Source organism: Janthinobacterium sp. 17J80-10 (assembly GCF_004114795.1).
Taxonomy (GTDB): domain Bacteria; phylum Pseudomonadota; class Gammaproteobacteria; order Burkholderiales; family Burkholderiaceae_D; genus Paucimonas.
Genome location: NZ_CP035311.1, coordinates 1302608 through 1315469, shown reverse-complemented (window position 1 = coordinate 1315469; position 12862 = coordinate 1302608). Strand labels below are relative to the sequence as shown.

The window sequence follows — 12862 nt, the reverse complement described above, 5'->3', positions numbered from 1 at the left end:
AAAACCATGGATGACAACAACGTAATCCTGCGCCAGGCCACGCGCCAGGTCGAACGCAAGATCGGCTTCCGGATCCATCTGAGCGTGTATATCATAGTCAACACCGGCCTGATCGTGCTCAGCCAGTTAACCACGCCCGGGCATTTCTGGCCGCTCGGCCCGATCTTCGGATGGGGCATCGGCTTGGCCATGCATGGCATGGCCGTCTATTTGCGCGCCGACGGCAGCCGCTGGAAACAGCGCATGATCGAACAGGAAATAAGGAAGCAGCAGGCTTGACCACCCCTACCCAAAAGTTGCGCATCAGCGCGCAGGCCAGCCGCCACCCGCGCCTGCGCCGGCTGGCCATCGACACGGCGTTCACCGGCGCTTTCAATGTGCTGATTGCGCTGGCCATTACCTATCTGACGCCGCTGGGTTCATCCTTCGGGACCAACCTGGTGTTCTCGATGTGCATCGGCATCCTGGCGGTGGTGCTAATCAGCGGCGGCCGGCTGGTGTTATGGGGCGAAGGCAAGCCGCACTGGTCGCTGTTGCTGCTGGTGGTCGCGGCCGTCCCGCTGGCCTGGTTTGGCGGCCATGGCTTGGCGGTATGGCTGCTCGGCATGCCCGCGCATCTGCCGCACGCCCTCGACATGCGCTATACCGGCGCCAGCCTGGTGGTCACGCTGCTGGCCTGCCTGTTCGGCACCTGGTTTTTCTGGAGCCGCGGCAAGCTGCAATACCTCGAAGCGCAAGCCGCCCTGGAAAAGGCGCGTGCCGCCGCCATCGAAAAGCAGGCGCTGCAAGCCCAGCTGCAATTGCTGCAGGCGCAAATCGAGCCGCACATGCTGTTCAATACCCTGGCCAACCTGCAGGCGCTGATCGCCTTCGACGCCCCGCGCGCGCAACACATGCTGGACCAGCTGATCCAGTACCTGCGCGCCACGCTGGCCGCCGCGCGCGCGCCGCAAACCACGCTGGGGCAGGAATTCGCCCTGCTGCAAGCCTACCTGGAACTGATGGCGATTCGCATGGGACCGCGCCTGGCCTATGCGCTCGACCTGCCGGAGCCACTGCGCAATCTGCCGCTGCCGCCGATGCTGCTGCAGCCGCTGGTGGAAAACGCCATCAAGCATGGCCTCGAACCCAAGATCGACGGCGGCCGCATCGATGTCTCGGCGCGCAGCATCGACGGCATGCTCGAATTGACCGTCGCCGACACCGGCCTGGGCCTGGATGCGCCCCCGGGCCAGCCCGGCACCGGCGTGGGCCTGGACAATGTGCGCGAGCGCCTGCGCGCCCTGTACGGTGACCAGGCAGACTTCCGCCTGCAGCCCAACCTTCCCGCAGGCGCGCTCGCCCACCTCACCCTGCCCATGGCAACCTGACGCGGCTATGATGCATCCTATGACCCCGATACGCGCCCTGATCGCCGAAGACGAACCGCTCCTTGCCATGGCGCTGGCAGGCACGCTCAGGCGCCTGTGGCCGGAACTGGAGATCGTCGCCATGGCCGAGAACGGCGTCGCCGCCGTGCAAAAGACGCTCGACGAGCGCCCGGACGTATTGTTTTTGGATATCAAGATGCCCGGCAAGACGGGCCTGGAAGCAGCGCAGGAACTGGCCGATGCGTGGGGCCAGGGGGCGCAGGACGGCGCACAAACACAGCCCTTCCCGCTGGTGGTATTCGTCACTGCCTACGACGAATTCGCACTGGCCGCCTTCGAGCAGGCCGCAGTCGACTATGTCTGCAAGCCCGTCAGCGACGAACGCCTGGGCAAGACGGTCGAGCGCCTGAAGTCACGGCTGGCGGCGCGCCTGCAAGGGCCCCGGCAAACCGGTGGCGCGGATGAAGGCCTGGCACGCATGCTCGCCCAGCTGGACAGCCTGCGCGCGCCGCGCCTGTCGATGATCCGCGCGGCCGTCGGCAACCAGGTGCGCATGATCCCGATCGACGACGTGGTGTATTTTGAAGCGACGGACAAGTACGTCACGGTCGCGACGGGGCAAGGCGATTCGCTGATCCGCACCAGCCTGAAGGAATTGCTGCCGCAACTGGACCCGGAACGCTTCTGGCAAATCCACCGCGGCACGGTCGTCAACGCCCGCTGCATCGCTGCAGCCGTGCGCGACGAAGCCGGCAAGCTCTCGCTGCGCCTGCACGGGCGCAGCGAAACCCTGGCAGTCAGCCGCCTGTTCGCGCACCTGTTCCGGCAGATGTAAGCCGGCACATGCGCGCCAACTAGCGCGCCAGATGGCCGCGGATGGCCTCGCTCGCCTTGTCGATTTCGGTGACGCCGGCCAGGTGGCCGCCCATCGAGGCAATTTCCACCAGTTCCGCCGCCGTGCCGTTTTCCTTCAGCCGCGCCACTTGTGCCGCAGCATCGGCCACGGGGAAAAGCGTATCGCTGCTGTACTGCACGACCAGCGTTTTGGCCTGGATGTTTTTCAGTTCAGGATCGACCGAGCTGCCGGGCGTGCCGGCAACGAACAGCTGGTTGGCGCGCGTCATGTACAGCATGTGGTTGGCATCGACCATGGTTTGCGCGCGCAACGCGCAATTGGCCTGGAACGCCTGGTTGACCAGAAAGTTGTTGGAGATCGCATCGAGCGGGCTCCTGGCGGCATCGGCCCACTGGTACTGGAAGGCGGCGGCGATGCCATCGGCATGCAGCGCGGCGACGATCACGTTGAACATGGCTTGCGTGACGCCGGCGAGCGGTTCCGCGCCGCCATAGTAATTACCATTGTTCCAGTTGGCGTCGGCCTTGATCGGCGAGATCCAGCTTTCCAGGTTGCAGATGGCATACGGCTTTTGCGTCGGCGTGCCATTGACGGCGATGACGCGCTCGACCATTTCCGGATAGGCTGCAGCCCATTCGTAGGATTGCAGGGCGCCCATCGACACGCCGGCCGCGGCAACCAGGCGGACGATGCCCAGCGAATCGAGCAAGGCGCGTTGCACCCGCACGAAGTCGCGGATCGTCACGACCGGAAAATCCAGGCCGTACGGCTTGCCCGTTGCGGGATTGGTCGACGCCGGGCCAGTGGTGACGGTGATGCCGTCCTTGGAATTCATGTTGACCAGCGCATCGACGCTGATGACAAAGTAACGGTCGGTATCGAGCGGCTTGCCGGGGCCGATGATGCTGTCCCAGTAGCCGGGCGCGGCATCGTCCGCCTGGTAGCGGCCAGCCACGTGCGAGTTGGCCGAATAATAATGCGGCACCAGGATGGCATTGTCCCTGGCCGCATTCAGCTGGCCGTAGCTTTCCCAGCCCACCTTGAGATCCTTGATCTCCCTGCCGCCCACCGTGGTGTAGCTCGGCAATGTGAACGACTGTTTTTCCACCAATCCGTTATAGGCTTGCATACGCGCACTCGTCCCTGACAATAATTATAGTGAAACACCGGCGCCGGATGGTCTCCAGCGGCGCCGGCTACTACTTTACTTCACGTTGCGGATCGGCAGCGGCATTTCTTCGATCTTGATTTCACGCACCAGCTCAGGCACGGCCCAGGCGAACGCCGGATCGTTTTTCAGCTTGTAGTGATACATCGACTGCAAGGCTTGATGGTCTTCCTTGCGGATCGTATGCTTGCCCTTGGGCGTATCAAAGCTCAAGCCTTCCAGCGCAGTGATCATCTTTTCCGTGCTGGCATCGCCGCCGGTCTTCTTCAATGCCTCGACAATTGCCAGGCCTGCCACCATGCCGCAGACGGTAAAGAAATCAGGCGGGGTCTTGTAGCGCTTGTAGTACTCGGTGGTCAGCCAGTTGTTGATCGGGTTCTTTGGAATACCGTAGTAATAATACGTCGAACCCTGCATGCCGGCAAAATCCTTCAGGCCATACAGCGCCGGCAAGGTGGCGCCGCCGGTGGCAATTTCAATACCGGCGTTTTTCGGAATCGTGTCGACGATCTTGAACGGGTTGCCCGCGCCGGCCCAGTAAATGAAGACGATCTTGCGGCCCGGCTTGTCTTTCAGCGCATTCAGCAGGCGCTGCGCGCCACCGGTGAAGTCGGCGGTATTGGCTGGCAGGTATTCCTCATGGACGATTTTCGCCTTCTTGATGCTTTCCTTGAAGGCCTTGATGCCGTCGCGGCCAAACGCATAATCCTGCGCCAGGGTTGCAATCGTCACGCCCTCCTTGTCCATCACGATGGCATTGGAGATCGCATCCTGGGTCGAATTGCGCGCGGTGCGGAAGATGTAGCGATTCCACTTGTCGCCGGTGATCGAGTCGGCAACGGCGGATTCGTTGATCAGGATTTTCTTGTATTCTTCGGCAATCGGCGCCAGCGCCACCGAGACGGCGGAACTGGTCGGTCCCACGGCCAGGTCCACCTTGTCGTCACCATAAGCGGCGGCAAGCAGGCCACGGGCGACATCGGCCTTGCCCTGGTCATCCTTTTCAATCACGGTGATGGCATTACCATTGACCTGCATGGTGCCGCCGGTACCGTACTGCAATCCCATCATCAGGCCGCGCTGGGTTTCCATCCCATACACTTCCAGCGGGCCCGTCTTGGTATAGACGTGGGCAATCTTGATGTCCTTGGCTTGCACGGCAGCCGCGCAACACAGCAACGCGACAGCCGCAATCAGGCGATGTTTCATGTTTATCTCCTCCAGAATCTTCAATTAATCGGTTTTTATTTCCACAAGGCGCACTTGGTTTCGGCCTTGGTGGTAAATGCCTGCTCGCCAGGAATCGTCTGCACGACCTTGTAGTAATCCCATGGGTACTTCGATTCGGCCGGGGTCTTCACCTGCATCAGGTACATCTCGTGCACCATCTGGCCATCCGGGCGGATCGTGCCGTTCTTGGCGAAGAAATCGTTGACCTTGGTCGCGCGCATCTGTGCCATGACCTTGTCGGCATCGTCCGTGCCGGCGGCCTTGACGGCATTGAGGTAATGCAGGGTCGAGGAATAGTCGGCGGCCTGCAGCATCGACGGCTCTTTCTTCATGACGGCGAAGTAGCGCTTGGACCAGGCGCGGGTTTCCGCATTCAGGTCCCAGTACCAGCCATCGGTCAGGTACATGCCCTGCGTCAGGTTCAGGCCCAGCGAATGGACATCGTTAATGAACATCAGCAGACCGGCCAGCTTCATGGTCTTGGTGATGCCGAATTCATTGGCGGCCTTGATCGAATTGACGGTGTCGCCGCCGGCATTGGCCAGGCCCAGGATCTGCGCCTTGGATGCTTGCGCCTGCAGCAGGAACGACGAGAAGTCGGAGGCGTTCAGCGGGTGCTTGACCTGGCCGACCACATTGCCGCCGCTGCTCTTGACCACGGCCGTGGTGTCTTTTTCAAGCGATGCGCCAAAGGCGTAGTCGGCCGTCAGGAAGAACCAGCTCTTGCCGCCGTTCTTGACGATGGCGCCGCCGGTGCCGCGGGCCAGCGCCACGGTGTCGTAGGCATAGTGAACCGTATAGGGCGTGCAATCTTCATTGGTCAGGCGCGCGGTGGCGCCGCCGATGTTGATGTAAGGCTTTTTCTTTTCATCAGCCACTTTCGCCAGGGCCAGGCCGACGCCGGAATTGGTGCCGCCGATCAGCATGTCCAGGCCTTGCTGGTCGAACCATTCGCGCGCCTTGGCAGCACCGATGTCGGTCTTGTTCAGGTGGTCGGCCACCAGCAGTTCGATTTTCTTGCCATTGACCTTGCCGCCGAAGTCGGCAATCGCCATCTTGATGGCTTCCACGCCGCCGGGGCCGTCGATGTCGGTGTACACGCCGGACAGGTCGGTGATAAAGCCGATGCGGACGACATCGCCGGAAATCTGGGCGCTCGCCTGCGGCGCAATGCCGAAAGCTGTCACGAGCGATGCTGCCAATACTGTTGCCTTCAGTGTCTTCTTCATTAGGGTCTCCTGGTGGTTTCGAGGCGCGAACGCCTGTGTAAATACGGTGTTAAAAGTGTTCTGCGTCATTCCAGCGCAGCCTGGTAAATTCCGGCGATGTCGGCCTCGCTCAGGTCGCGCGGATTGTTGACCAGCAGGCGCGTCTGCAGCATCGCGTCGCGGGTCAAGGCCGGAATATCGTCGGCGCCGATGCCCACATGCGACAGGCAGCGCTCGATGCCGGTTTCGCGTGCCAGCATTTCCAGGTGCTCGATGAATGCCGCGGTCTTGGCCTCGTCGCTGCCGCTGGCGCCCGGCACGGCAATGGTTGCCAGCTCGGCATACTGCGCCGCTGCCACGGGGGCGTTAAAACGCAGCACATGCGGCAAGACCAGCGCATTCGACAAGCCGTGCGGCACATGGAAAATGCCGCCGATCGGGTAGGCCAGCGCATGGACAGCCGCCACCGGCGCATTGGCAAAGGCCTGGCCGGCCAGCATGGCGCCCAGCAGCATGCCTTCGCGCGCGGCGCGGTCCTGGCCGTTGGTAAATGCCTTCAGCAGGTTCGAGGTCAAGAGCCGCAAGGCTTCGCGCGCCAGCATGTCGGACAGCGGATTCTTCTTGGTCCGGGTGGTATACGCTTCGACGGCGTGGACAATGGCATCGATGCCGGTGGCGGCCGTGATCTTCGGCGGCAAGCCCATGGTCAGCTCGGCGTCGAGGATGGTCAGGTCGGCGTAAAGCTGGGGCGATACCACGCCCGCCTTGGTGGTGGCGCCGGTGGTGACGATCGAGATCGGCGTAACTTCGGAACCGGTGCCGGCAGTGGTTGGCATTTGCACCAGCGGCAGGCGCGGGCCGGTGACGTTGCCCACGCCATACATGGCCGACAGCGGCTGGGTCGAGCCTGCCAGCACGGCAATCAGCTTGGCCACATCCATCGAGGAGCCGCCGCCCAGGCCGAGAATGATCTCGGCGCCGCTGTCGCGCGCCTGCTGCGCAGCCTTCAGCACCACATGGTCGGGCGGGTCGGCCACCACGTCGTCGATCACCTGGACATTGAAACCGGCTTCGGCCAGGCTCGCCAGCGCCGGCGCCAGCATGCCGCTCTTGTGCAGGAAGGCGTCGGTCACCAGGCACAGGTTCTTTTGCGCGAAGCGCTCGCGCAACAGCACGCCCAGGCGACGGGCGCCGCCAAATTCGACCAGCAGCGCCGGGACGGTACGGAATTCAAAAGTATTCATGGTGCTTGCTCCTCGATTCGGTTGCTTACAGTTGGACGCAGACGTATTTCAGTTCCAGGTATTCCTCGATGCCGTAGCGCGAGCCTTCGCGGCCGATGCCGGATTGCTTGACGCCGCCGAAGGGGCCGACCTCGTTGGAGATCAGGCCGGTGTTCAGGCCGACCATGCCGTACTCGAGCGCTTCGGTCACGCGCCACGAGCGCGCCAGGTCGCGTGTATACACATAGGCGGCCAGGCCGAATTCGGTATCGTTGGCCATGGCCACGGCTTCGCTTTCATCACGGAAGCGGAACAGCGGCGCCACCGGCCCGAAGATTTCTTCGCGGGCCATGCGCATGCCAGGCGTCACGCCGCCCAACACCGTCGGCTGGTAAAAGCTGCCGCCCAGCGCATGGCGGCTGCCGCCGGCCAGCACCTTCGCGCCCTTTTCCCGGGCATCGGCGACCAGTTCCTCGACCTTGTCGATGGCGGCCTGGTCGATCAGCGGGCCCTGCACTGTCTCTGCCTGCAAGCCATTGCCCACAGCCAGCGCGGCGACCTTCTCGGCCAGCTTGCTGGCAAAGGCGTCGTAAATACCATCCTGCACCAGGAAGCGGTTGGCGCAGACGCAGGTCTGGCCGCTGTTGCGGTACTTCGCGATCAGGGCGCCGTTGACGGCGGCATCCACATCGGCGTCATCAAACACGATAAACGGCGCGTTGCCGCCGAGTTCGAGCGACAGGCGCTTGACGGTCGGCGCGCACTGCGCCATCAGGATGCGGCCGACGCCGGTCGAACCGGTAAACGACAGCTTGCGCACGACCGGCGAGGCGGTCAGCACGCCGCCGATGGCGCGGGCGTCGCCGGTAATCACTTGCAGCACGCCTGCAGGCACGCCGGCGCGCTGCGCCAGCTCGGCCAGCGCAAACGCCGACAGCGGGGTCTGTTCAGCCGGCTTGATGATGATGGCGCAGCCGGCAGCCAGCGCCGGGCCCGCCTTGCGGGTAATCATCGCCGCCGGAAAATTCCATGGGGTGATCGCCGCACACACGCCCACCGGCTGCTTGTAGACCTGGATGCGCTTGTCGGCGTCCGGGTGCTGGGGGATATCGCCGTGGATGCGGCGCGCTTCTTCGGCGAACCAGTCGATGAAGGAAGCGGCATAACGGATTTCACCGCGCGCCTCGGCAAGCGGCTTGCCCTGTTCGCGCGTCATCAGGTACGCGAGGTCTTCCAGGTTGGCCAGGATCAGGTCGTTCCAGGCATGCAGGATGGCGGCACGCTCCTTGGCCGACCTGGCTGCCCATGCCTGCTGCGCCACCTGGGCGGCAGCGACCGCACGCTCCGTCTCGGCCGCGCCCATTGCCGGAACTTGCGCCAGCGTCTCGCCGGTGGCCGGATCGGTCACGGCAAAGCGCGCACCGCCGTCGGCATCGACCCATTGCCCATTTACAAACGCTTGCGATTTCAACAAACTGATATCGATCAGATTCATGAGTAGCCTTTTGCGTAGAATTTTGTTATGCTGTTCAACCTATTGAACGCCGTTCGTATTATCGAATGCCGCCATCGTAGGCAGGTTTTGATTGCCCGTCAACTTCTTTGAGCCCTATTTTTTATGAAAAGTGTTACAGCCCGCAGTTTGGCAACATTGGCGGCATCCGATGATGCCGTGCCGCAAGAAAAAAGCACGTCGCCGGCCGTGACCCGCGCCGCCCGCGTGCTCGATACGCTGGCCGGATCCGCCAACCCGCTGTCGCTGGCGGACCTGGCGCGCATGGTGGATTTGCCGAAAAGCTCGCTGCACGGCCTGTGCGCGACGCTGGTGCAGCTGCGCCTGATCACGCGCCTGGAAAATGGCCAGATGAGCCTGGGGCCGCACGTGATGACCTGGGCCAATGCGTTTTTGGCGCGCAGCGATATCACGCAAGAGTTTTATGCAGCCTGGGAAGAAATCGGTGAATTGCCGCAGGAAACCGTCACCCTGTCGGTGATGGATGGCGCCAGCGTGGTGTACGTGGCGTGCCGCAACGGCAGCCGGCCGCTGGGCGTGACATTCAGGATCGGCATGCGCCTGCCCCTGGCCTTCACGGCGACCGGCAAGGCCATGGCAAGCACCTTTGCGCTGGAGGATGTCAAGGCGAGCCTGCAAGGCAGCTGGCCGCAGAAGCTGACACCCGCCGGCACGCCCGACCTCGAAGCGTTTCTCGCGCAGCTGGACGAAGTGCGGAGGCGCGGCTATTCGGTCGATGCCGGCGAAGTGCGCGAAGGCATGCATTGCTTCGGCGCGCCGGTGTTCGATTCGTCCGGCAGCCAGGCCGTTGCAGGCGTGGCCGTCAGCATGCTCTCGATCGACGCCACCGAGGCAGCGCAGGAAAAGGCCGGCGCCGCCATCCGCAGGTTCGCCGACCGCCTTTCCGCGCGGCTCGGCGGCAGGCCTGCTGCCCTGCGTTCCTGACTAGTTGGATTCCTTGATCATGCGCCCCGCCGCTTCCTGGATCGGGCGCGCATTCATCGGGTACAGCCGCGCGAAGATGGCGATCTGCTGGCTGGAGAGGCGGATCGGCTCTTTCATGACGATCCACAGCACCCCCTCGGAGCAGGGTGGCGTCGTCATCGAGCCCATGTAGGTGTAATACTCGCGCCGCGACGGCATGAGCTTGTCGAGATCCAGCGGCGCCGCCGCCAGAACCGGCTCGCGCTTTTCCAGCGGCAGGTTGTTCCACACCTGCTGCACCACCTCATGCGGCTCGCCATCCTCGACCAGCAGCGCCACCACGGCGTGCCGGCCTGCGGCATCCTTGTGCACCAGGTGCAGCACCATCGGGAAGCCCTTGCCATTGATGCGTTCTTCGGAGGGCAGGTGGAAGTGGAATTGCGTCAGCTCGTAGCTGCGGCCGGTCACGGTGATGGTATTGCCCGTCGACAGATTCACCTGCACGGTATGGCCGTTGTCGAGCACCTGGAAGCGCGTCGGCCTGTAATCGAATTGCACCGGGTCCAGGTCGACGCGGATGCCGTCGCGGATATCGATGGGCGACTGGCGCGCGCCGCTGGCGCAGGTGGCCCAGGCCGGATTCATGCGGCCCCAGTGCGCGGGACCGCCCTCGCCGTCATAGTGCCAGGCATGGCCTTGTTGCGGCGCGTTGGCACCGGCGGCCGCGGCGCTGGCCGCCGCCGGCTTCTTGCGCGGCATCGGCGCGGCCGGACGGGCTTCCCGGGATTTGCGCAAGGTCGCCAGGCGCGCGGAAATGCGCTCGGCCAGCAATTGCATATCCTCTTCTTCCTTGGGATTGACCGCCGTAATGATGCGCGGGTCGATGGCATGGGCGGACGACCACAGCAGCATGCCAGCAAAGGCCAGAAAAAGAATACGCATGGGCTTCCAGAAAAAAGATAAGGCTTTCTTTCTTTACGGCCACACCCGCCCGAACTTGAGTTACCTGCTGAAAATTCCCGGCGTGCCCAGGGTAGCCTCCAGCACCTGGGTCACCGCGCCGCCGAGCGCTTCATCGGCCAGCACCGCCAGCAATCCGAAAGCGCCCGACAGCACCAGCATGCCGCCCACGGAGTAGCGCCACTCCCCCGGTGGAGTCGCCGCAGCGGGCGTTTCGGCAGACAGCAGCGGTTCGCTAGCAAGAATGTCGCATTGCATGTTCATGGGTCTCTCCCTAACGTTACTTAAATTAAATATATTTTTTGCAATTATTTCCTCCAGGCTGTAAAAGTGTCGCTGACAATAATCAAAGGGAAGGCAATGACCGCCCCGGCACCCTGCTACGGTAAAATGGCAACAACAAGTCATATCCATTTACCAAGCAGCCTGCCTGAATAATCCATGAGCAATCCACCCAAAGCCGCAGCCGACGCCAATCCCGCTTCCTCGAATTTTCTGAAGGGAATCATCGAAGCCGACCTCGCCTCCGGCAAGTACGCCAACCGCACCGACAGCCTGGCGCACCCGCTGCCGCCGGTCATCACGCGCTTCCCGCCCGAGCCCAACGGCTACCTGCACATCGGCCATGCCAAGGCGATCTGCCTGAACTTTGGCCTCGCGCGCGACTACCAGGGGCGCTGCCACATGCGCTTCGACGACACCAACCCGACCAAGGAAGAGCAGGAATATGTCGACACCATCCTCGACAGCGTCCAATGGCTGGGTTTCAACTGGAACGAAGACGGCCCCGGCGGCCCGGCCGCGCACCTGTATTACGCCAGCGACTACTTCGACCAGTTCTATGCAATGGCGGAATACCTGATCAGCGCCGGCCACGCCTACGTCGATAGCCAGAGCGCCGACGACATGGCAAAAAACCGCGGTAACTTCGGCGAGCCGGGCAAGAACTCCCCTTTCCGCGACCGCCCCGCGGCCGAATCGCTGGACCTGTTCCGCCGCATGAAGGCCGGCGAATTCAAGGATGGCGAACACATCGTGCGCGCCAAGATCGACATGGCCTCGCCCAACATGAACCTGCGCGACCCGGCCATCTACCGCATCCGCCATGCGCACCACCACAGGACAGGCGACGCCTGGTGCATCTACCCGATGTACGACTATGCGCACCCGATCGAGGACGCCATCGAAAATGTCTCGCACTCGTTCTGCACGCTGGAGTTCCAGGACCACCGGCCGTTCTACGACTGGGTGCTGGAGCGTCTGGCCGAAGGCGGCTTCTTCAAGAAGCCCCTGCCGCAACAAACCGAATTCGCGCGCCTGAACCTCACCTATGCCGTCACCAGCAAGCGCAAGCTCTTGCAGATGGTCCAGGAAAACATCGTCGATGGCTGGGACGACCCGCGCATGCCCACCATCGTCGGCTTGCGCCGTCGCGGCTATACGCCGGAATCGATCCAGCTGTTTTGCGAGCGCATCGGCGTCTCCAAGGCGGATAGCTGGATCGACATGGGCACGCTGGAAGGGGCGCTACGCGACGACCTCGACGCCAAGGCCCCGCGCGGCGTGGCCGTGCTGCGTCCGTTAAAACTCATCATCGACAACTTCCCTGACGACCTCACGGTGGAATGCACGGCGCCCGTACACCCGCACTTTCCTGAGCGCGGCCACCGCACCTTCCCTATCACCAAGGAATTGTGGATCGAGGAAGAAGACTTCATGGAAGTGCCGAGCAAGGGTTACTTCCGCCTCTTCCCCGGCAACAAGGTGCGCCTGCGTTACGGCTACGTGGTGGAATGCACCGGCTGCGACAAGGATGAATCTGGCCGCGTGATTGCCGTGCATTGCAGCTACTTCCCGGACAGTAAATCAGGCACGGAAGGCAGCGCCAATTACAAGGTCAAGGGCAATATTCACTGGGTCAGCAGCAGCCATGCGCTGGAAGCGGAAGTGCGCATGTATGACCGGTTGTTTGCGGATGCGATGCCGGATTCGGGCGGCAAGGATTTCAAGCAGGCGCTCAATCCGCATTCGAAGGAAGTGATTACGGCTTACCTGGAACAGGGCATGAAGCATGCAATGCCGGACGAGAAGTTCCAGTTCGAGCGGCATGGGTACTTTGTGGCGGATCGGGTGGATTCGAAGGCGGGGAAGCCGGTGTTTAATCGGGTGGTTACTTTGAAGGATAGTTGGGGGAAGTGATAGATCTCCAATCTTCCAGGCCCTAATTCGAGTCTGAATTAGGAGCCAAGTAATAATAAAAACGGGCACATTTATGGTGCCCATTTTTATTTCTATAGATTCTGTGACATGGCTGAACCGAACAAATAAAAATATACGAGCATCACTACCGAAAGTAAGTAAAATTACTTTTAATCAATTTTATACATCGACAATCTCCATTCTTACCAGT

Annotated in this window: 12 protein-coding genes; 5 read left to right on the top strand and 7 right to left on the bottom strand. The window is 62.3% G+C overall.

Features of this window, described 5'->3' with window-relative positions; translation table 11 throughout:
* Positions 1 to 6 precede the first annotated feature (6 nt).
* Genes EKL02_RS05975 through EKL02_RS05965 form a run of 3 tightly spaced genes read left to right on the top strand, consistent with a single transcriptional unit; the run spans position 7 to position 2205 of the window.
* Positions 7 to 279 carry a 2TM domain-containing protein gene (locus EKL02_RS05975; RefSeq protein WP_128901195.1) on the top strand — a complete coding sequence of 91 codons (273 nt, stop codon included), beginning with the start codon at positions 7 to 9 and terminating at the stop codon, positions 277 to 279.
* Positions 276 to 1370 carry a histidine kinase gene (locus tag EKL02_RS05970; protein WP_241687802.1) on the top strand — a complete coding sequence of 365 codons (1095 nt, stop codon included), beginning with the start codon at positions 276 to 278 and terminating at the stop codon, positions 1368 to 1370. Before EKL02_RS05975 ends, EKL02_RS05970 begins: the two co-directional genes overlap by 4 nt.
* 19 nt (positions 1371 to 1389) lie before the next feature.
* On the top strand, positions 1390 to 2205 hold the full coding sequence (locus tag EKL02_RS05965; RefSeq protein WP_128901193.1) for a LytTR family DNA-binding domain-containing protein: 816 nt from the start codon (positions 1390 to 1392) through the stop codon (positions 2203 to 2205).
* Positions 2206 to 2224: 19 nt separating this feature from the next.
* Here EKL02_RS05965 and EKL02_RS05960 read toward each other — a convergent pair whose 3' ends face one another.
* From EKL02_RS05960 to EKL02_RS05940, 5 genes are all read right to left on the bottom strand, one after another.
* Positions 2225 to 3355 (bottom strand): homoserine O-acetyltransferase, encoded by a 1131-nt coding sequence (locus EKL02_RS05960; protein ID WP_128901192.1) that lies wholly within the window; start codon positions 3353 to 3355, stop codon positions 2225 to 2227.
* A gap of 75 nt (positions 3356 to 3430) precedes the next feature.
* Positions 3431 to 4603 (bottom strand): substrate-binding domain-containing protein, encoded by a 1173-nt coding sequence (locus tag EKL02_RS05955; RefSeq protein ID WP_128901191.1) that lies wholly within the window; start codon positions 4601 to 4603, stop codon positions 3431 to 3433.
* A 35-nt stretch (positions 4604 to 4638) separates the two neighbouring features.
* Complete coding sequence (locus tag EKL02_RS05950) at positions 4639 to 5853, bottom strand: ABC transporter substrate-binding protein (RefSeq protein ID WP_128901190.1); 1215 nt, start codon at positions 5851 to 5853, stop codon at positions 4639 to 4641.
* Between the two features lie 65 nt (positions 5854 to 5918).
* The gene (locus EKL02_RS05945) at positions 5919 to 7076 is read right to left on the bottom strand and encodes an iron-containing alcohol dehydrogenase (protein WP_128901189.1); all 1158 of its coding nucleotides are present in this window, start codon (positions 7074 to 7076) and stop codon (positions 5919 to 5921) included.
* Positions 7077 to 7101: 25 nt separating this feature from the next.
* Positions 7102 to 8550 (bottom strand): NAD-dependent succinate-semialdehyde dehydrogenase, encoded by a 1449-nt coding sequence (locus EKL02_RS05940; protein WP_128901188.1) that lies wholly within the window; start codon positions 8548 to 8550, stop codon positions 7102 to 7104.
* A gap of 123 nt (positions 8551 to 8673) precedes the next feature.
* On the opposite strand from EKL02_RS05940, the gene EKL02_RS05935 reads away from it, so the two are divergent.
* Positions 8674 to 9513, top strand: a complete 840-nt coding sequence (locus EKL02_RS05935; protein ID WP_128901187.1) for an IclR family transcriptional regulator — start codon at positions 8674 to 8676, stop codon at positions 9511 to 9513.
* On the opposite strand, the gene EKL02_RS05930 is transcribed toward EKL02_RS05935, so the two are convergent.
* On the bottom strand, positions 9514 to 10434 hold the full coding sequence (locus tag EKL02_RS05930) for a carbonic anhydrase family protein (protein ID WP_128901186.1): 921 nt from the start codon (positions 10432 to 10434) through the stop codon (positions 9514 to 9516).
* A 60-nt stretch (positions 10435 to 10494) separates the two neighbouring features.
* The gene (locus EKL02_RS05925; protein WP_128901185.1) at positions 10495 to 10716 is read right to left on the bottom strand and encodes a hypothetical protein; all 222 of its coding nucleotides are present in this window, start codon (positions 10714 to 10716) and stop codon (positions 10495 to 10497) included.
* Positions 10717 to 10893: 177 nt separating this feature from the next.
* Between EKL02_RS05925 and EKL02_RS05920 the strand changes: the two genes are divergently transcribed.
* Entirely contained in the window at positions 10894 to 12651 is a 1758-nt protein-coding gene (locus tag EKL02_RS05920) for a glutamine--tRNA ligase/YqeY domain fusion protein (RefSeq protein WP_128901184.1), read from the top strand.
* The last annotated feature ends 211 nt before the right edge of the window (positions 12652 to 12862 follow it).

What these genes read in the sequence shown, in the direction of transcription:
- EKL02_RS05975 (WP_128901195.1), top strand. Translation starts at nt 7, where the DNA reads ATGGATGACAACAACGTAATCCTGCGCCAGGCCACGCGCCAGGTCGAA.
- EKL02_RS05965 (WP_128901193.1), top strand. Translation starts at nt 1,390, where the DNA reads ATGACCCCGATACGCGCCCTGATCGCCGAAGACGAACCGCTCCTTGCC.
- EKL02_RS05960 (WP_128901192.1), bottom strand. Translation starts at nt 3,355, where the DNA reads ATGCAAGCCTATAACGGATTGGTGGAAAAACAGTCGTTCACATTGCCG.
- EKL02_RS05955 (WP_128901191.1), bottom strand. Translation starts at nt 4,603, where the DNA reads ATGAAACATCGCCTGATTGCGGCTGTCGCGTTGCTGTGTTGCGCGGCT.
- EKL02_RS05950 (WP_128901190.1), bottom strand. Translation starts at nt 5,853, where the DNA reads ATGAAGAAGACACTGAAGGCAACAGTATTGGCAGCATCGCTCGTGACA.
- EKL02_RS05945 (WP_128901189.1), bottom strand. Translation starts at nt 7,076, where the DNA reads ATGAATACTTTTGAATTCCGTACCGTCCCGGCGCTGCTGGTCGAATTT.
- EKL02_RS05940 (WP_128901188.1), bottom strand. Translation starts at nt 8,550, where the DNA reads ATGAATCTGATCGATATCAGTTTGTTGAAATCGCAAGCGTTTGTAAAT.
- EKL02_RS05935 (WP_128901187.1), top strand. Translation starts at nt 8,674, where the DNA reads ATGAAAAGTGTTACAGCCCGCAGTTTGGCAACATTGGCGGCATCCGAT.
- EKL02_RS05930 (WP_128901186.1), bottom strand. Translation starts at nt 10,434, where the DNA reads ATGCGTATTCTTTTTCTGGCCTTTGCTGGCATGCTGCTGTGGTCGTCC.
- EKL02_RS05925 (WP_128901185.1), bottom strand. Translation starts at nt 10,716, where the DNA reads ATGAACATGCAATGCGACATTCTTGCTAGCGAACCGCTGCTGTCTGCC.
- EKL02_RS05920 (WP_128901184.1), top strand. Translation starts at nt 10,894, where the DNA reads ATGAGCAATCCACCCAAAGCCGCAGCCGACGCCAATCCCGCTTCCTCG.